The sequence below is a fragment of the Wolbachia endosymbiont (group A) of Anomoia purmunda genome (assembly GCF_947251545.1).
GTDB lineage: Bacteria > Pseudomonadota > Alphaproteobacteria > Rickettsiales > Anaplasmataceae > Wolbachia.
Genome location: NZ_OX366362.1, coordinates 1,047,967 through 1,065,848, shown reverse-complemented (window position 1 = coordinate 1,065,848; position 17,882 = coordinate 1,047,967). Strand labels below are relative to the sequence as shown.

The 17,882-nt window shown below is 33.3% G+C and carries 15 protein-coding genes and 1 pseudogene; 10 read left to right on the top strand and 6 right to left on the bottom strand.

Translation table 11 applies throughout. The features are described 5' to 3' along the window. Window positions 1-874 precede the first annotated feature (874 nt). On the bottom strand, window positions 875-1,747 hold the full coding sequence (locus tag OPR57_RS05640; protein WP_265036224.1) for a hypothetical protein: 873 nt from the start codon (window positions 1,745-1,747) through the stop codon (window positions 875-877). A 115-nt stretch (window positions 1,748-1,862) separates the two neighbouring features. Further along, window positions 1,863-2,219, bottom strand: coding sequence for a glutaredoxin (locus OPR57_RS05635; RefSeq protein ID WP_265036223.1), 357 nt, complete (start codon window positions 2,217-2,219; stop codon window positions 1,863-1,865). A 68-nt stretch (window positions 2,220-2,287) separates the two neighbouring features. Here OPR57_RS05635 and ribF point away from each other — a divergent pair, with 68 nt between their 5' ends. From ribF to OPR57_RS05615, 4 genes are read left to right on the top strand one after another with little or no spacing between them, the layout of a single operon-like run. Further along, window positions 2,288-3,220, top strand: a complete 933-nt coding sequence (gene ribF, locus OPR57_RS05630) for a riboflavin biosynthesis protein RibF (protein WP_265036222.1) — start codon at window positions 2,288-2,290, stop codon at window positions 3,218-3,220. Then, window positions 3,217-3,693 (top strand): signal peptidase II, encoded by a 477-nt coding sequence (gene lspA, locus OPR57_RS05625; RefSeq protein ID WP_265036221.1) that lies wholly within the window; start codon window positions 3,217-3,219, stop codon window positions 3,691-3,693. Before ribF ends, lspA begins: the two co-directional genes overlap by 4 nt. Before the next feature lie 29 nt (window positions 3,694-3,722). Next, window positions 3,723-5,063, top strand: coding sequence for a M16 family metallopeptidase (locus tag OPR57_RS05620; RefSeq protein WP_265036220.1), 1,341 nt, complete (start codon window positions 3,723-3,725; stop codon window positions 5,061-5,063). Then, on the top strand, window positions 5,050-6,369 hold the full coding sequence (locus OPR57_RS05615) for a M16 family metallopeptidase (RefSeq protein WP_265036219.1): 1,320 nt from the start codon (window positions 5,050-5,052) through the stop codon (window positions 6,367-6,369). Before OPR57_RS05620 ends, OPR57_RS05615 begins: the two co-directional genes overlap by 14 nt. Here OPR57_RS05615 and purN read toward each other — a convergent pair. Beyond that, window positions 6,363-6,938, bottom strand: coding sequence for a phosphoribosylglycinamide formyltransferase (purN, locus tag OPR57_RS05610; protein WP_265036218.1), 576 nt, complete (start codon window positions 6,936-6,938; stop codon window positions 6,363-6,365). The genes OPR57_RS05615 and purN overlap by 7 nt on opposite strands. A gap of 298 nt (window positions 6,939-7,236) precedes the next feature. Here purN and OPR57_RS05605 point away from each other — a divergent pair, with 298 nt between their 5' ends. Next, window positions 7,237-7,653 carry a hypothetical protein gene (locus OPR57_RS05605; RefSeq protein WP_265036217.1) on the top strand — a complete coding sequence of 139 codons (417 nt, stop codon included), beginning with the start codon at window positions 7,237-7,239 and terminating at the stop codon, window positions 7,651-7,653. On the opposite strand, the gene OPR57_RS05600 is transcribed toward OPR57_RS05605, so the two are convergent. After that, window positions 7,646-8,176 (bottom strand): Na+/H+ antiporter subunit E, encoded by a 531-nt coding sequence (locus OPR57_RS05600; protein ID WP_265036216.1) that lies wholly within the window; start codon window positions 8,174-8,176, stop codon window positions 7,646-7,648. The two genes, OPR57_RS05605 and OPR57_RS05600, sit on opposite strands and share 8 nt — an antisense overlap. A 68-nt stretch (window positions 8,177-8,244) precedes the next feature. On the opposite strand from OPR57_RS05600, the gene OPR57_RS05595 reads away from it, so the two are divergent. Beyond that, window positions 8,245-8,775, top strand: a complete 531-nt coding sequence (locus tag OPR57_RS05595; RefSeq protein ID WP_265036215.1) for an ankyrin repeat domain-containing protein — start codon at window positions 8,245-8,247, stop codon at window positions 8,773-8,775. Here OPR57_RS05595 and OPR57_RS05590 read toward each other — a convergent pair. Continuing rightward, window positions 8,759-10,090 carry an IS4 family transposase gene (locus OPR57_RS05590; RefSeq protein WP_406831676.1) on the bottom strand — a complete coding sequence of 444 codons (1,332 nt, stop codon included), beginning with the start codon at window positions 10,088-10,090 and terminating at the stop codon, window positions 8,759-8,761. The genes OPR57_RS05595 and OPR57_RS05590 overlap by 17 nt on opposite strands. Before the next feature lie 101 nt (window positions 10,091-10,191). Here OPR57_RS05590 and OPR57_RS05585 point away from each other — a divergent pair. Continuing rightward, window positions 10,192-10,476: pseudogene (locus OPR57_RS05585) on the top strand (IS4 family transposase); the annotation flags it as partial. On the opposite strand, the gene OPR57_RS05580 reads toward OPR57_RS05585, so the two are convergent. Further along, a complete protein-coding gene (locus OPR57_RS05580; RefSeq protein WP_265036213.1) occupies window positions 10,473-10,778 on the bottom strand; it encodes a reverse transcriptase domain-containing protein in 306 nt (101 codons plus the stop codon). The pseudogene OPR57_RS05585 and the gene OPR57_RS05580 overlap by 4 nt on opposite strands. Window positions 10,779-11,067: 289 nt before the next feature. On the opposite strand from OPR57_RS05580, the gene OPR57_RS05575 reads away from it, so the two are divergent. The 3 genes from OPR57_RS05575 to OPR57_RS05565 all read left to right on the top strand — a co-directional run bounded on the left by OPR57_RS05575 (window position 11,068) and on the right by OPR57_RS05565 (window position 17,748). Continuing rightward, window positions 11,068-13,809 carry a leucine-rich repeat domain-containing protein gene (locus tag OPR57_RS05575; protein ID WP_265036212.1) on the top strand — a complete coding sequence of 914 codons (2,742 nt, stop codon included), beginning with the start codon at window positions 11,068-11,070 and terminating at the stop codon, window positions 13,807-13,809. Between the two features lie 252 nt (window positions 13,810-14,061). Continuing rightward, window positions 14,062-15,087 (top strand): leucine-rich repeat domain-containing protein, encoded by a 1,026-nt coding sequence (locus OPR57_RS05570; RefSeq protein WP_265036211.1) that lies wholly within the window; start codon window positions 14,062-14,064, stop codon window positions 15,085-15,087. Between the two features lie 219 nt (window positions 15,088-15,306). Continuing rightward, window positions 15,307-17,748, top strand: coding sequence for an ankyrin repeat domain-containing protein (locus OPR57_RS05565; protein ID WP_265036210.1), 2,442 nt, complete (start codon window positions 15,307-15,309; stop codon window positions 17,746-17,748). The last annotated feature ends 134 nt before the right edge of the window (window positions 17,749-17,882 follow it).

Genomic DNA, 17,882 nt, shown 5'->3' with positions numbered 1-17,882 from the left:
CTACCAGGAGGGTGTCATCCGAGTAGCTGACACTGGTTCACTCTATAATGGTATCATCCCAACGCCCCTATGGTGTCATTCCAGTAGCTGACACTGGTTCCTTTATGACGGTGTCATCCCAGTGCGTGACACTGGGATCCAGGAAAGTTTGCTTGTAAGCAAGCAAACTAGCATAGAAAGTGGTTACAACATTTTCGATGAGATTATATGGAAAGCTGGATCCCAGTGTCAAACACTGGGATGACAAAAAAGGAGCACTGGAATGAAACCATTTTCGGTCTCTTAAATTGCTTTAGCCATAAACATTAAGAAATTTACCAAATAAAAAAAAGGCAAAAGAAACCCTAGTCACTGTCTATTTTCAGTATTGGCGTTTTTAAGTCTTAAACGCTGCAATTTAGCTGCTTTTAAATGCAACTAACCTTAGCTTTAATATTTAAGAAATTTACCAGGCAGAAAAAAAAGGCATAGAAAACCCGCAGTAGCTAGTTATTCACTCTCTATTTTAAAATTTGACGTTGGGTGATGTGTTGAACGCTTTATAAGCGCGTTTCAGCTTATATAGGTAAAAACCTAGAAATTTGATAAAGACATAAGGTGCACATAGTGCAAAAAATTAAACATGAGACGCCAGATACGTGAGTTTTTTTGTCATTTAATCTGTACAGAGAAGATAAATAAATAGCTTCAGTTTCATGATAAGGGGGCTGGCGAAGGGTGTCAAGTAAGTTTTTCGTTTCTATAGCTACTTGAATAACGGCTACAATGTTTGTACAGCTATGTACATAGCGCTGGAACCCAAAAAAAGAACCAAGTAGCCTTGGCTACTTGGATGACAAAGGTAATACAAGAAATCTATTGGCTCTCGTATACCTTAGTGAAACTTAACAAGTTTATCTATAGTTTTAGTGATGATTCTTGGAGTATCCTGAGAAACTGCTGAGCTCAGCCTATTTAACCGCTCTATAGCAAACTCGCTATTCTCATTTGCTATGAAATCACATAAAATATTTTCTATATCCTTAGTAACACTTTCATGCTTTCTCAGAGGATGATTATGTGGATACCTACTGATGGTTTTGATACTGGAATACTCAACAAAAGCTTGATCCTTAAAAGCAAGTTGTCTCAATTTCTCTTTGAATTTTCCTTCTTCCTCTTTTGCTAAAAGGCGAGACTTTATCAGTGATTTTATAATCAAATTTATAGCTTGATGTATTTCAGAATGCACTATAACTTTAATGGTATTTTCTTCTACTATACAATCATAAATATTTTTTTCGCTCTGTAACGACTCTATTAATTTCTTGCTATTTTGTGAATTCAATTCCAAATTCTCTTCACTCATAGGAGTTATTATGAAGGTGTTCTTACTCACTCTGATGTTAAATTGTGGAAAGCCTTCAGAAAAGGAAAATGCTACATCCTTAAATTCAAGTGCGTGATTGTATGCAGCAAAAAGGGTGTGTGCTATAACACTGCTGGGCACCTTCATTCCATGTTTACTCAGGTGGTTCAATACATTTTCAACCTCATGATATGTAAAGTCTGTATCTTTTAGCAATTCAACAACTTCTATGCCGTTGTGTTGTTTATACTCTATTCTCACTTCTTCTGTAAAAAGTGTTTTAGCTGCTATATGTTTATCAAGCACTGTGAAAATCTTGATGAAATTCTCTAAATCTTGTTTGTTAACTAATTCGATATTAATTAAGTCTCTGCTAATAATTGAAATATTTTTTGTCATTTTTTCCCACTAAAAAAACTCACTTAATGAATTGTATTTTTAATTCATTAAGAATTGTTTAAAGTGAGCATACTAGTTTTCATTTACGTATTACACGACAAAACAAGATAAAAAGTTACATAAAATCATCATGTGGTATAACACACTCTCCACATTCATCATTGCTGTTTGTGTAGGTTGTGACATCAGTGTGATTGTCATTATTATTTAGCATATCATCCAACTTTCCTTCTTTTTCAAGATCCATCAATTTGTCGCTTCCTGCAATGTGGTCTATATAGTTGCCATTTTCATCAGCAATAAAGATCTGTGGAACTGTTCTAACGTTATACTTTGATTTTATGTCGTTAAATAGATCTGAGTTTTTAAGCACATCGATTTCTTCATACTTCACACCTTTTTTATCTAGTAAATCCTTTGCCCTTATGCAGTATGGACAGCCCTTCTTTACATATATCACAACATTTTTCACAATTTATCTCCGTAGCTTACTAAAATATAGTTATTATATATAAGAAACATGTAAAAACATCAAATTGTATGAAAATTATTTATAATTGTGAGCAAGGGATAGAAAATAATATAGCACTAACCTTCGGAAATTTCGATGGCATTCATTTAGGACATGAATTTGCAATTTCCACTCTAAAGAAGGTAGCGCAAGAAAGAGGATTACCCTCTGCAGTTTTAACTTTTGAGCCTCACCCATCAACTGTTTTATTTGGTAGAAACAATTTTAGGTTAATAGACCAAGAACAAAAAAAGGAACTAATCAGCAGTTATGGTATAGATTACTTGTATATTATTAATTTTAGTGGAGGTTTTTCTGAGGTTAGCTGCGATGACTTTATCAGTGAGATTTTAATAGATAAATATGGCGCTAAACACATAATTGTCGGAGAAGATTGCACTTTTGGTCATAAACGATTGGGTAATATATTAACTCTAGAGAAATATTCTGAAACATATGGATACTCTTTGACTAAATTAGAGCCATTAATAATTGACGGTAAAATTTGCTCTTCTTCTTCAATAAGGGAGTATGTACAAAGGGGCGAAATAGAAATTGCTAATAAATTGCTCGGCAGACCTTATCAAGTTTCTGGTGTTGTGACAAAAGGTGCATGTAGAGGTAGAGAAATAGGATTTCCAACCATAAATATTCCTATAGAAGATTGCATGATAAAACCAAAATTTGGTACATATCACGCTAAAGTGATGTTTTCTTATAATAACCCAAATTGGTTATATGGAGTAGTCAATATTGGTATGAGACCTACATTTAAGGATCTGAAAAAGCCCATAATAGAAATGCACATATTCGATTTTGATGAAGACGTATATAATCATAAAGTCAATATACAACTTTTAAAATTCATAAGGTCAGAAAAAAAATTCCATAGTATTGAGGAGTTAACAAAACAGATAAATTATGATATACTTAAAGTTTGTAGGTTAAAGGCAAGTTTATGAAAAAGTTATGCTTAATTGTTATATTAATTATAGTATTGATTGACCAAACGAGCAAATTGTACATAAACTCATTGATTGATGAAGGAGAATCAATTGAGATCGCTAGCTTTATAAAGCTAGTTGAAGTTTGGAATTCAGGTATTAGTTTTGGAATGTGTAGCGCTTTACCACATGGCGGTTTCTTTTTTTCAGCATTTTCAATACTAATAATTGGTATACTTGCATACTTGATATACAAGTCTGACGATCAGTCAACTTACCTTGGTTTTTCTCTGATGATTGGTGGAGCAATCGGAAACGTAGTTGATAGGATCTATTGGGGAGCTGTATATGATTTCATATATTTTCATATTGATGATTGGTATTGGCCAGCCTTTAATTTAGCGGATTTATCTATACTTTGTGGAATGTTTACATTGTTATATAAGTGGTATATATACGATATGCTTATTTCTAAACAAAATGAGGAATAAAATAATTGTTTTTATATTAGGTCGAAATAATGCTTCATAAGTTTTTTAGTTTTCTTATACTACCTGTACTTTTTTTTACTTACCCAATTTCTTCGAATGCTTTAAACATAGAGCACAACATAAAATATACTAAACTCAGTAACGGACTAGATGTTTATGTTGTTCCTAATCATCGGATTCCAGCCGTTTTACATGCAGTAATATACAAAGTTGGGGGAATGGATGATCCAATCGGCAAAGCAGGATTGGCTCACTACTTTGAACATTTAATGTTTGAAACTACAGGAAAGTTCACAGATATAGAAGCCACTATGAGTAGCATTGGGGCTCAATTTAACGCGTTTACCACTAAAGAATATACCTGTTATTATGAGTTGGTCCCCAAAAAAGATTTACCACTTGCAATGGAAGTTGAAGCAGATAGAATGGGCAGCTTTAATGTTACTCAAGACAAAATAGATAGAGAAAAAAACATTGTACTGGAAGAAAGAAAAATGAGATTTGATAATCATCCTGACAACTTGTTATGGGAAGAAATGAATAGTGCATTTTACCGTACTGGCTATGGCAGGTCTGTTATCGGCTGGGAGAGCGATATCAAAACTTACAATCAGGATGACATAACGAGGTTTCATGATAACTATTATCACTCCGGCAATGCAATATTACTGATTGTGGGTGATGTGGAACTTGATGAAGTAGTGAAATTAGCAGAAGAAAAATATGGCGAAATTAAAGCTAAGCCTGTAATGAGACATTACCCAAATCAGGATCCAGTACATAATGCAGGTTTATCAGTGATTTTAGAGAGCACTGAAGTAAAAGAACCAGTTTTATATTTTCGTTATCGTGTTCCTTTATTTGAGCACATAAATGAAGCCTCTGCTGCTCATTTAGCGGTTGACATTTTAGGTGGCGGCAAATCCAGCAAACTGTATAAAGACTTGGTTTTAGATAAAGATGTGGCAGTATCAGTATCTGCTTATTACAATAGTTTAACTTTTAGTGATGGCTACATTGATATTCAGGTCATTCCAAAAAGTGGCGTTAATTTAGATATTGTTGAAAGAGAGTTAGATAATGCTATTAATAACTTCATGTCTAAAGGAATAACGGATGAGGAGTTGCAAAGCTCAAAATATAGGTATAAGGCAGCACAATTTGATAATCTATCTAGCTTAGACAATATAGCATTTTTCTATGGCTCACACTTAGCGCTTGGTATTCCACTTGATGAAATAGATATTACGTACAGCAAAGTAAATGATGTTAATCTAGAGGATGTAAATAATAAAATCCGTGCTATTTTTTCTGCTAATAAGTTAATTGGCCGTTTATTACCAAAAGGAGATGATAATGAGAATAAGTAAATTTGTACTTCTATTTTTTTTCTGTCTAAGCTTTAATTTACAAGCAAGTGGTAACCTAAATATAGAGGAGGTCACCACCCGTAAAGGGTTTAAGTTTCTATTTGTTGAAAACTGTGATTTACCAAAAGTTTCACTAAATATATCGTTTAAAGATGCAGGTTATGTGTATGAGAGTGCAGAAAAACAGGGACTTACCTGGTTTACTTCTCTTATAGTTCAAGAAGGGGCAGGAAAAAATGATGCCAAAGATTTTGCGAAAAAGCTTGAAGATAAAGGGATTAGTCTACGTTTTAGTGCTGGTTTAGAAACGTTTGGAGTTTCGTTGGACACTCTGTCTGAGAATTTAGAAGAAGGTGTTTCACTACTTAGCGACGCTATAATACGTCCTAAAGTTGACTCTGAAGGGTTGAATAGAGTTTTCGAGAAAGCCAAAGTTGATTTTAATAATCTTGAAAAAAATCCTTTTTTTGTTGCTGGAAAAGAATTGGAAACGTTGTTATTTAAAAAGCACCCTTACTCAAAAAGTGAATATGGAACTCTTGATACTATAACAAGTATTACTAGAGACGATGTTTTAACATACATAAAGCGCAATTTTGCTAAAGATAACATAGTTATCAGTGTTGTTGGTTGCATAAAAAAAGAAGAAACTATTACATTATTAGATAAATATTTATCTAAATTACCATCAAAAAGATCGAAAGTTAGAAAAATACCTGTAAAAAATAATTTTGGTTCTGCAGAAAGTAAGAACATTTTTATGGATATACCACAGAGTGTGATACTTTTTGCTCAAAAAGGTATAGCTTATGAAGATCCTAATTATTATAACGCTAGTGTCTTGATTAATGCACTTGGTGGCATGGGATTGAATTCAATATTAATGAAAGAATTGAGACAAAATTTGGGTATTACTTATGGTGTCTATGCAAGTATTATTCCCAATAAACATGGGAACGTTATAGCTGGAAATATTAATACTGATAGTTCTACTGCCAGTCAATCAATATCAGCAATAAAAGATACGCTGAGCAAGGTTCGAAAAGAAGGAATTGATGAGCAGTTATTTCGGGATACAAAAATTAGTATGGTAAATTCCTATGTTTTCTCTATGTTTAACAATAACAGCATAGTTGCAAAACTAAATGATATTCAGACAAACAACCGCGATATTAACCATATGAATGATTTTGTAAGCTATATTAATGATGTTAAATTGGAAGAAGTGAACGAGTTAGCAAGTTCTTTACTGGATCCTGAAAATTTATTTTTTGTTGAAGTTGGAAAAAACGCTCAAGGTCAATAATTATTACAGTCATATATCTTCGCTATTGACCTTACTGCTTCTATATAACACTTATGCTCCTCAGCTAGAATGCGTTCTGAAAGGCTTTGAATATCATCATTTGGTAACACTGGCACAGCAACTTGAGCAATTATGGCTCCAGCATCAATTTCAGGAGTGACATAATGTACAGTACAACCTGTAATTTTTACACCTGCTTTTAGAGCTTGCTCTTGAGCGTTTAGGCCCTTAAAGGATGGAAGTAAAGAGGGATGAATATTTATAACCTTGTTATGCCATTTACTCAGAAAATCAGCTTTGAGAATTCTCATAAACCCTGCAAGGCAAATTAAATCAACCTTATGTTGAACAAGTATTTCGTGAATTTTATCAGCATCAAGTGGTTTATCCTTAACAACAAACGCTGGAACTCCTGCTTGCTCTGCTGCTTTCAAACCAGTGGCTTCACTATTATTTGTGGTAACACATACAACTTCTGCGGGAAAATTCTGATCTTGACATGCTTCTATCAAGGCCTGCATATTCGACCCCCTACCTGAAATTAGTATTCCGAGCTTTATCTTTTTCATTGTAGCACAGTTAATTTAAAATTTAGTTAATACTAACAAAATAGCTCAAAAGGAAAACGTATTTTATAGCAAAGAAGGCAGACTAAATTCTTTATATAAGAGGACCTCTAATTTTGGGTTTTGCTGGACAACACAAAAATAACGCCCATGCACCAGCTTACACTAGCTTTAATGTTTAGATATTGTACTATTTTTGTACAATATACTACTATAAGTATATATTTTTGTAATCGCGTTATTATTTATTTAACAAAGTATTAGTATAATTTATTACACTGAATTAAATGGAGAAATTTCAATGAGTAAATTACCGAACAATGCAAAAATAGGTAAATCTCAGGTTACTCAGTGGGAGGTAATAAAAAATTGTGAATATGCTGATAATTGCTTGTCAAAAATAGTAACTTTATACGTTATTAGAATAACTCAGCTATCAGATTTTTATACGAGTGACGAACCTGAAATTAACACTGTTTTAACAAGAATAAGCGTGACAAGTGAAAATGTATTTTTAAACAAGGCTACTACTATTGAAGTTATGGAAGGTATTTTTCCGTATAAATTCAACAGCAAGAAGAGAAATAACATATTAAGGTTAGAAGATTTGTATAATTATTTATGTTCTATTGTTAACAATAGCCTTCCAAAAGAAATGCTTGAAAGTCTTGTAAGGGAATATAAGGATGCTGTTAGCTTATTTAAAGCAATTACTTAGTTGAACGTAGTATTTTTAAGATTTTACTTTCTATTTCAGAAATGCCACTTTCAAGATCTTTATCTATCAAATACACGGTAGAGAAATATGTTTTCTGCTTACTTTCAACATTGATAGTTAAAGTTCCGGGAGTGATTGTGACTGAATTGGCAAATAACGCAATGCTTTCATCATTATGCCCTTTGCATTTTCTTAGGATAATGATTGGCTCAAGCTTAGATTTGAGTTGTAGCACCTTTTTTGTTACATAAACACTTGATAAAATGATTTGGTACATTAACCATGGTATATAACTTACTAACTTATAAAACGACAGTCTACTCGTACCATTTAAAATCTGGCTAAGAGCTCTTTCAGCGTTTATCAACCTTCTAAAGATAAACAATGTGAATATAGAGGAAAACACTCCACAAAAAATAAAAAACGGCTCAAAATAACCAGACAATACAGTCCATAGAACAAATAAAGTTATAAACGACAGAGAAAAAAACTTGATTTCCTTCCTAAAGTTGAGGTTTTTCATAGTCTGTAATATAACTTAAATGACTCTTTAAGGAAAGATAATAACGAATATTTAGGTTATTGACTTCTATGTTAAAAGATATAACAACTAAGTTATGTATTTTAAGTGAGGAAGTTATGGAATGTGACAAATTTATGGAAATATTAGAAAAAATAAATGACCTTTCAGATTTGAGCAAGGACAATATAGTTGAAAAAATAAAAGCTAAGTTAAAAGATCCAGGTTTATGTCAAAAGTGGGAAGAGAGTAAATCTGACAACGGCAGTGGATCTGGCATAAATTACATATTCACTATATCTCGTGATGAAAGTTCTGCGAAAGTCACATTGTTACATCTTGCTTCTTATGGGAACTATGCAAAGGTAGCAAAAGCTCTGATTGGAAACGGGGCAAATGTTAATGCAGAATATGATAATAAAATTGCTCCTTTACATATTGTTGCTTACCATGGCTACGAAGATGTAGTAAACATTCTAATCGCAGAAGGAGCAAATGTTGATGCAAAAAATAGTGATGGATGGACTCCTTTACATTTTGCTGCTGAAAAGAACCACAAAGATGTAGTAAACCATACGCGTCAAGTTAAGAAGCAAGGGTAAGAAAATTCAATGAACTTAAGGTGGATACTCTAGTTTTTCTATATCTATCTTTCACAGAAAATTGTGACCAGTCTGTGGTAAGTTTTTTCAGGAAAATTCTCAAATTATTAATTTTACTGCTTAACGCTAAAAACAACTCCCTAATCCTTCTTTTTAATTCAATGAATGCCTTTGTTAAACTCAGCTCTGTATTCTCTTTCAGTTTTATACAACCAACTATTCCATGAAATATAAGAATTGCGCACAATTTAGCGTATAGTTCACATAATACTCTGTATGGTTTTCCTTTAAGTTCGTCAAGCCTGATGTGACTCTTATACAATTTAAATAATAATTCAATCTGCCATCTTACCCTGTAAACTGTTAATACTTGTTCAGCGCTGATTTTACTCTCTGGAACGTTAGTTATGAATATCGACCAATCCAGCAATTTTTGATTCTTTTGAGAAGATGTATATCCATGTGATTTTGCTAACTTATTAGCCCTTCTTCTTCTAATTATAGACTGTTCTTCAGTTAATTTTTGACATATAATTCTCACTTTAATTTTTACTTCTTTTCCTAATAGCACTTCCATCTCTAGAAGGGATTGACCTTCTAAACATTCCAACAACTCTATTTTTTGATTTGTTTCTATATCATATATATTGGTATCAGACTTATAACGACTAACAAAATATGCACCTGCTTCATCAATCTGTTTAAAAGAACTAGGCACAAAGTAGCACAAATCAAATATTAGCAAATCATTGGCTGATAAACCGTTCAGATAATCCCTATAACCTTGATCCGACCTTATTCCTTCTATTAAATTTAACTTATCTAGCGCTTGGTTCAGGTAATCAAAGACTAACTGCAGCTTTATTCCTGATTTGGTATTACTCTCACAATCTCTATAGCTACTCCCATATCCTTTGTACATATCTTCCATGCTACTGGGCAGGCTAATATAGCTACTATCCAATAGCTTAATGCTTCTAAATTGCTTCAAAATTCTGCAATCAACCTGTAAGCTGTTTTTAAATAAAACTAAAGGTTCATTATACATTCTTTTCATAAATTCCACTGCTTCTTCAGTAAATCTAAAATCCAAACCCTGTTTTGTAATTTCTATCGAGTCTTCATTTAGCAATTGGCACATTGTTTCTATGCTGCAATCACCAACTCCTATGTTACCAAAAACCATAGCTTTTATGAATGATGAGCCATTAAGTTTTCTCTTTCTTTTTATAAAACCTACTGCAATTGATATTTCGTCTGCTTTTTCATTAAAGAATTCATTGAGGTCTTTTGATAAGCAAGCTATTCTGTCCATTGTAAGTTCTCTCATTCACATATCCAAGAGAACTTATACCTTATTCTTTTCCTTCACTCTATCAATTTTACTTACACTTTTCCTTAACTTGACGCGTATGATTATGTGAACTATACGCTAAATTGTGCGCAATTCTTATATTTCATGGAATAGTTGGTTGTATAAAACTGAAAGAGAATACAGAGCTGAGTTTAACAAAGGCATTCATTGAATTAAAAAGAAGGATTAGGGAGTTGTTTTTAGCGTTAAGCAGTAAAATTAATAATTTGAGAATTTTCCTGAAAAAACTTACCACAGACTGGTCACAATTTTCTGTGAAAGATAGATATAGAAAAACTAGAGTATCCACCTTAAGTTCATTGAATTTTCTTACCCTTGCTTCTTAACTTGACGCGTATGGTTTGCGAGATACTCTACCATATTTCTTTTTCGCATATTGAAAAAGTTCTTCCTTGAGTTCTTCTTTGATATTTTGTTCTAATCCATGTAGTGCTACACATGCAAGTAATGGTGATATTGTTCCACCTTGAATTGTGCCACACTTGGTGGGTTTGAACTTTCTATCTTCCATAATGCCTGCTTTCAACCATCCTTTTATAATTCTCTTTAAAGTTGGTGTGGTATTAAGTTTTTCAAGCAGCACAGAATGTTTAATATTATCAAAGCATCCGGAAATATCAGCATCCAATATAAATGCTGTTTTCTGACCAAGTGCGATAAATATAGCTGCTATATACGAACTAATTTGCTTAGCTTTGTTGTAACAACTTTATGCTTTTATTTTCACAACCCTATTTTTACGTAACATGTTCTCGCAAATATACGTACTGTTTTTGAAGAAAGTAAATAATAAAATTTTTGGTGACGCTATAGAAAGCAGCATTTTCATAAACTTTTACGTAATTTTTTAACATAGTTGAAAGTTACTGAAATATCTGATATCATGTTTACATGATAGTATTAAACAGCAGAGTAAAATGAGTTTTGATCGATACGTTAAAGATGATTCTTTAATAATAAAGGACGCTACTGCGGTAGACATAGAGAGATTGCTAAGCTTTTTACAAAGTAATACGCACATTATAAGGCTTTCTTTAAAGAATTGCAATGTTGGTAGTGAAGTTGTAGAAGAATTAACTGAGCCTACAACGCTTAATTTATTGTGCAATAAGATTGGTGATGGAGTTACAAGAGGATTAGCTAAACTTGAGCTTTATACACCATCATCTCTAATGTCTGGATATGTTGATAACAGATATACTGTTAGTACCAAGGCTGTAAAAAAACTAGCTCAACTTAAAAATCTTACTTCACTTGATTTATCTAGTAACAAGATTGATTATGAAGGTGTAAAAGAATTAGCTCAACTTAAAAATCTTACTTCACTTAACTTATCGGGTAACAGGATTGATGATAAAGGTGTAAAAGAATTAACTAAACTTGCAAATCTTACTTCACTTTCTCTAATATCTTGCCTTATTAGTGTTAGGGGTGTAAAAGAATTAGCTAAATTTACAAATCTTACTTCACTTAATTTATCGGGTAACAGGATTGATGATAAAGGTTTAAAGGCTTTAACTAAGTCTTCATGCCTGAAGAACCTTAAAAAACTTCGCCTTGGTGAAATTGAAATTGGTATTGAAGGTATAGAAAGTCTAGCTGAAATTAAAAATTCCGGAGTTAAATTAATTCATTCTTTGAAAGAAATATCACATAGAATCTTTTGTGATTTCCTGTTGAAACCACGTCCTCACAATCAAGTTACATATAAAAAGGGCGTAAAAAAGATGATTTTTAATGTAGCCCAACATGATAATAGTGGCAAGATAGTTAAGCATATCCTCACACAACCTAACAAATACCATTTTTTGATCAACTCACAAGATGAACAAGGGCATACATTATCTCATTTCTATACCCACTCTCCTGAAATGCAAGAATTTTTATTTAAACATGGTTTAATTCCTGAAAAAGAACCAGAACTAGAAAGGGATGCTGAGTTACAGGGTATTTTACGAAATAGACAGTCTGTCCATGCAAGAGCAGCAAATAAGGAAACGTCTTTTTTCACTGCAAAGTTAGTAAAATCTATAAATGCTAATGAGAATGAATTAAAACAAGCTGCAACTTCTTATATGGAAAACGTGCCTAAACTACTTAAGCAATATCAAAACGACCAGATGAAAGTAAAGTTACTTGGCCTGACCAAAGATGGAAAAAGACTTGTAATGGAACAAGTATTACGTAAAAATGCAGCTGTACCAGATGATAAAGAATTTATTGAAATAACCTTTAAAAAAGTCGAGGAAGTGTTGAAGCAAAAATACTTAAGCAAAGATCAAGAAGGTGAATATATTGAAGAAATGTCTAGGGGAAAACTACAATATGATTACACGAGGGATAATGCAAAAGTTACCATACCTGAATCTATAGGTTATATTAAATTGCTAATTGATAGATTCACTATTCCATTGATGGCAAGAAAAGAATTGCTCGTTACTCTTGTGAACCAGAATCCAGAGCTGGTGCAACAAAAGTTATCTAGAATAAAATCAGAGCTTGGGAATGATAATGTTTCTCAAAAGCAAATAACTAATAGAGCAGAGTTTCATAAGTTATTAAATGATGTGGATGCTGATAAAGTAAACAAACTGTTTGAGGAAATTAGTGGCTTTAACATAGAAGAAACGTGGAAAGAGCAGAAAGAATTTGTTCTTCTACAAGAAATATATGAGGCGGCAACAACATATATTAGTAGAAACACTGGTGAAAACATTAATGCCTGTATTCAAGGTACATGGAGTCACATTATTAACAGTGTAAGTCAAATTGATTTAAACTTAAGGGAGCAGTGCGATCAATATTTAGAAAAGGAGAGAAAACTGGAAAAGCAACAAAACTCTATCACTGAGGAGAATATTACACCATTTGTAGAAAATTTAGCTGGCAAATTAATTCAATATGCTAAAGACAATCCAGAATTTGGAGAAATTTTGGTAGACGATTTTATGATGAGTGGAGTACATTACGAAGAACCTAAGAAAATTTCACTTGGACAGCAAAAGGTTTTAGCAAAAATCAATCAAGAATTTACTGGAAGTATCCAGGAATTCCTGCCCAATTATGATAGAAGTATACCAAAAGTGGACGAGTATGTAATTATCATCAATGAGTTATGTAAAGTTAAGGCAATGCAAGATTTTGTACAAGGTAAAAGTGTAGACAATGACCAGGTTACAGAGCAATCGAATAAAACAACAAGCATACAAATAGAAGAAGAAAGTAACGATCGATCACAACCATTAACACAAAGCTCTATTGCTTCTTCAGATGATATTAGAAATCAAATACAAGAGAAAAATGATGAACAACGAATAGGAGTACAATCTGTATGTAATGGTTTAAGTGGTAGTACACAAACAAAATTCAAATCAACAAGCAGTAAAGCCTATGCTATAGAAATAGGGTGTGGTATGATTATTGGAGTAGCTATAGCATACCTTGCAGGAGCTGCTGCTTTAACCTCTGTTGCTACTGTTATTGTAGTGTTGCTTGTAGCTGCAGTGATTGGCGCACTGGTGGGTTATGGTATTAGCAAGTTTTGTGAAAAAGTTAGTGAAGAGAAACGAGAGAATTCTGATATAAGTACATGTGCTGCTGTTAAGAGTGTGCTTTTTGGTGCATTTGCTACTGGGTATTCTAAAACGTTGCAGTTTTAGTTCAAAATTAGCCTATTTTCACAACGCCGCTTTTATTTGAATTGTTCTCACAAATATACGTACCTTTTCGTCTTTTTGGGGAAAGTAAATAAACAAATTTGTTATGACACTAATTGACATGGTATCTTTGTTAAAATATTTTGTGAAAAAGTGGTTGACTTATAGTTTGGATATCTTAACGATAGCGTTAGTATAGGTATATTTGTTATGTATGCTTGTATGTTACATGATAGCATTAATATAGAGGGTAAAATGAACTTTTCTCAATATGTCAAAGATGACGCTTTAGTATCATATAACGCCACAATAAATATAAGCGAATTGGTAGGCTTTTTACAAAGTAAAATACACATTACAAAACTTTTTTTACCGTTTTGCGATATTGATGAAAAAGGTGCAGAGGTCTTAGCTAATGGGAATCTTTCACATCTTACTTCACTTAATTTATGGGGTAATAGTATAGGTGAAAAAGGTGCAGAGTTCTTAGCTAAAGGTAAGCTTTCAAATTTTACTTCACTTAACTTACAGTCTAACAATATTGGTGAAAAAGGTGCAAAGGCCTTAGCTAACGGTAATCTTGCAAATCTTACTTCACTTGGTTTAAGGGGTAATAGTATAGGTGAAAAAGGTGCAGAGACCTTAGCTAAAGGTAAGCTTTCAAATCTTACTTCACTTAACTTACAGTCTAACAATATTGGTGAAAAAGGTGCAAAAGCCTTAGCTAACGGTAATCTTACAAATCTTACTTCACTTAACTTACAGTCTAACAATATTGGTAAAAAAGGTGCAAAGGCCTTAGCTAACGGTAATCTTACAAATCTTACTAAACTTAATTTATATAATAACAGTATTGGTGATGATGGTGCAGGAGCATTAGCTAAACTGAAAGAAAGACGTGAAGCTGAAACAACAAGATTAAGAGAAATGGAAGAAAGTCAAAATAGGGTGAGAGAATTAGAAGAGAGATATCAAATTGAAATAACAGCATATAGATTAAGAGAAATGGAAGAGATGCACCCAACCGAAATAACGAGATTGAGAAAAGAAAGACAAGATATGGCAAGAGAAATAGAAAAGTTAAAAGAAGAAAGGCAAAACACGGCAAGAGAAATAGAAGAAATAAGAGCTCAGCTTATGGAATTTAGAGCTGCAAGAGATTCACAGCAAGCAACTACTAGCCCTGCAAATCAAACTAATGATCAGCCAGATCTAAGTAGCAGGTTAAGTGAAGCGCAATCAGTGCCGGCATGTTCAGTTACTAAGCTCGTTGCATTCTGACGATAGTGATATTGAAGTAATCAGCAGACCGTAATGTCGTTAATCTGGCAGGCATAGCTAATTAACAAGCAGAAGCATAGCAGGATCAGAGGTGTGCACATCAATGTCAGTGAAGTTTGTGGAAGTCAAGAATACTAAAGTTAGAAAAATTATTCTTGCATTAGCTTTTATCCGTGCTATGTATTACACATAATATTTTTGATAGATTAGAGGGAAAGCATGTTAACTAAAGGTACTGAACCTAAGCAGGCTTTAGGTAATGAAACAAATCCAGGAGATGAAAAATGGTTGGAACAGGAAGAGCAGCTAGAACGGCAAAGAGTGAAAATTTTGCCAAAACAGTGGCTAAAACGGGAAAAACAGTTAGAAGGGGAAGAGCGGCTAAAATGGGAAGAACATAAAAAACGGCTGGAGTGGGAAAAATTGGACGAATGGGAAAAATTTTGCGAATGGAAAGATTTTGAAGAACACCTGGAGCTGAAAGGATGGGAAGAGCGGCTAGAATGGGAAGGAGGGGAAGAGTGGCTAGAATGGGAAGAACATAAAAAATGGCTGGAATGGGAAAAATTGGACGAACGGGAAAAATGGTCACTATTGCAAGATTGGCTAGAAGAAAGGAAGTGGCACCAGGAGAATAATGAGCATCATTTGATCAGAGAATGTTTCGAAATACGTTGTAATGATAATGATACTTTGATAGATTCTGCTAAAGGTTTAGGTACTATTAATTTAATGCGTGCATGGTTTTGTGATGAATCTGATTTAACAGAAAATCAAAAGAAGTTAAATACAAAATTATTAAATATTCTCAGCGGATATCCAGATACTGGCGGTAGAGGTAGTTATAGTTCAAAAGTTTGTACATTTTTAGAAAGAAATAAGAACAATAAAGATCTGAAAACTGTTCTTAACCTTAAAAGAGGAGAATCTGGATTGACAGTATTGCATGCAGTAGTAAGTATGGCTGCAGAATATGGAGGAAGGTTAGCCGAAGAATATGTATCTGCTGCATGTTCACTCATAGAAGCAGAAGCTGATCCTAATGTACAGAATGATAGATGGCAGACACCTTTACATTATGCTGCTATTGGGTCTGGAGGTGATAGTATAGTTTACCTCATAGAAGCAGGGGCTGATCCTAATGCACGGGATATTGAAGGGAAAACATCTTTGCATTATGCTGCTGGCCTTGGTCATAACAGAGGTATAGAATTGCTCCTACGGAAGAAAGCTAAGTGCGATGTACTTGATGAAACAAGGAAAACTCCACTACAAGTTGCAATTGATAATCATCAATACCATGTTAAGGAATACTTTCCAACTGACAATCAAAAGAGGTTGAAGGAAGAATTATATGGTATAATGGGGGAATATAGGTCCCCTATTAATGACTATTGGGATGAAGATGATGTTCTCATTGCTGAAGCCGTTAAAAATCTAAAAGAGTTTTTGGATAAGTATGAGAGTGACCAAGACCTAAAAGTGGTTTTAAATTTTCATGATGAAGAAGGAAAATCAATAATGTTGCAACATGCCAGAGGTATTTTTTCTGTTTCTGAAGCTGCTACTGAAGTAGAAGGCTTACTTTTGAAAGCAGGAGCAACTGACCAAGAAGACTATAGCAGGGAAAAATGTTTGCCCAAATCCAGGACCCTATGGGATGATTTAACACCAGACCAGAAGAAGAAGCGAGATGAATTTTTTGCTAAAGTAAATCAAGCTCAAGATATAAAACAACTGGAAGAAGTCGTAGATCAAACTATACGGTCTGGAGTAAGGCTTAACTTTATTGATCCAGGGGAAGTAGCGCAACAAGATAAAGGTAATTTTACAGATCATGTAATGAAAAAAATTAGTGCATTAAAAGAGAGTTCTGAAATTGCAAATGATATAGAAATTGCTAGTGGTATAATATATAAATTAGTATCAAAAGGAGCAGCGTTACATAACTTGGATAGACTGGAATCAGGATTTAAGGATCATAAAACTAATATAAAAAGACCTCATGAAAATTATGTGAATAATGCTCTAAAATTTATGAAAATTGTTAAAAGTGCAGCTAGTGGTAGAGTAAAAGATGCAAAAATGGATAATTCTACTTTTTACTTAGAGTACTCAGAGGACAGCACAATAAATGTTGCAAAAATTACAGATGGAGCAAGGGATTTAGGGTTAGTTCAAGGGGAAATAGAATACGGAAGAGATATAATAAGGATCGGTAAAAGTGAGGTAGAAATTATAACGAAAAATTGTATAAGGAATTACACTGATCTTGCGGATAATAGTAATATAGTATTGACTTTCCATACCAGTCAGGGGAAATTAGACGTTAGATTGTATCCTGACGTGCAAGATAAAAGCAAAATAATAGTAAAAGTGGAAGATCAGGAAAAGTGGAAAAATTGTAACGAAAAAATAGGAGAGAATTGCTTGCTAGGAAAGTTACCAGTTAATCAAGCCATAAAACAAGGGTTTTTTATCAGACCTGGAAAACTTTGTCAACCTTCTGAAAAAATTGGCCTATCTAAGAAATTTTCAAAAGAAGTCATAGAAGCAGTAAAAGATTTAAAGTATGGTGATATAGTGAGCTCTCCATCCAGTAATATATTTCCTCCAAAAGCGGTTATGCAGGAAGGTCAAGTAAAAGCACCAGGAGCATGAACTCAAAGTTGCTTAGGGTCAAGTTTTGAGTATTTTACTAAAATAGCTTTAACATTTTTTGGGGAATGTTTTAAGTCCTATGGTGATGTTAAGTTAATAGCTTAAGACATTTTCCAAAGGAATTATATTATTTA

Bases quoted from the DNA above. Each gene is read 5' to 3' on its own strand.
- OPR57_RS05640 (WP_265036224.1), bottom strand. From the start codon at position 1,747: ATGACAAAAAATATTTCAATTATTAGCAGAGACTTAATTAATATCGAA.
- ribF (WP_265036222.1), top strand. From the start codon at position 2,288: ATGAAAATTATTTATAATTGTGAGCAAGGGATAGAAAATAATATAGCA.
- lspA (WP_265036221.1), top strand. From the start codon at position 3,217: ATGAAAAAGTTATGCTTAATTGTTATATTAATTATAGTATTGATTGAC.
- OPR57_RS05620 (WP_265036220.1), top strand. From the start codon at position 3,723: ATGCTTCATAAGTTTTTTAGTTTTCTTATACTACCTGTACTTTTTTTT.
- OPR57_RS05615 (WP_265036219.1), top strand. From the start codon at position 5,050: ATGAGAATAAGTAAATTTGTACTTCTATTTTTTTTCTGTCTAAGCTTT.
- purN (WP_265036218.1), bottom strand. From the start codon at position 6,938: ATGAAAAAGATAAAGCTCGGAATACTAATTTCAGGTAGGGGGTCGAAT.
- OPR57_RS05605 (WP_265036217.1), top strand. From the start codon at position 7,237: ATGAGTAAATTACCGAACAATGCAAAAATAGGTAAATCTCAGGTTACT.
- OPR57_RS05600 (WP_265036216.1), bottom strand. From the start codon at position 8,176: ATGAAAAACCTCAACTTTAGGAAGGAAATCAAGTTTTTTTCTCTGTCG.
- OPR57_RS05595 (WP_265036215.1), top strand. From the start codon at position 8,245: ATGTTAAAAGATATAACAACTAAGTTATGTATTTTAAGTGAGGAAGTT.
- OPR57_RS05590 (WP_406831676.1), bottom strand. From the start codon at position 10,090: ATGGACAGAATAGCTTGCTTATCAAAAGACCTCAATGAATTCTTTAAT.
- OPR57_RS05575 (WP_265036212.1), top strand. From the start codon at position 11,068: ATGAGTTTTGATCGATACGTTAAAGATGATTCTTTAATAATAAAGGAC.
- OPR57_RS05570 (WP_265036211.1), top strand. From the start codon at position 14,062: ATGAACTTTTCTCAATATGTCAAAGATGACGCTTTAGTATCATATAAC.
- OPR57_RS05565 (WP_265036210.1), top strand. From the start codon at position 15,307: ATGTTAACTAAAGGTACTGAACCTAAGCAGGCTTTAGGTAATGAAACA.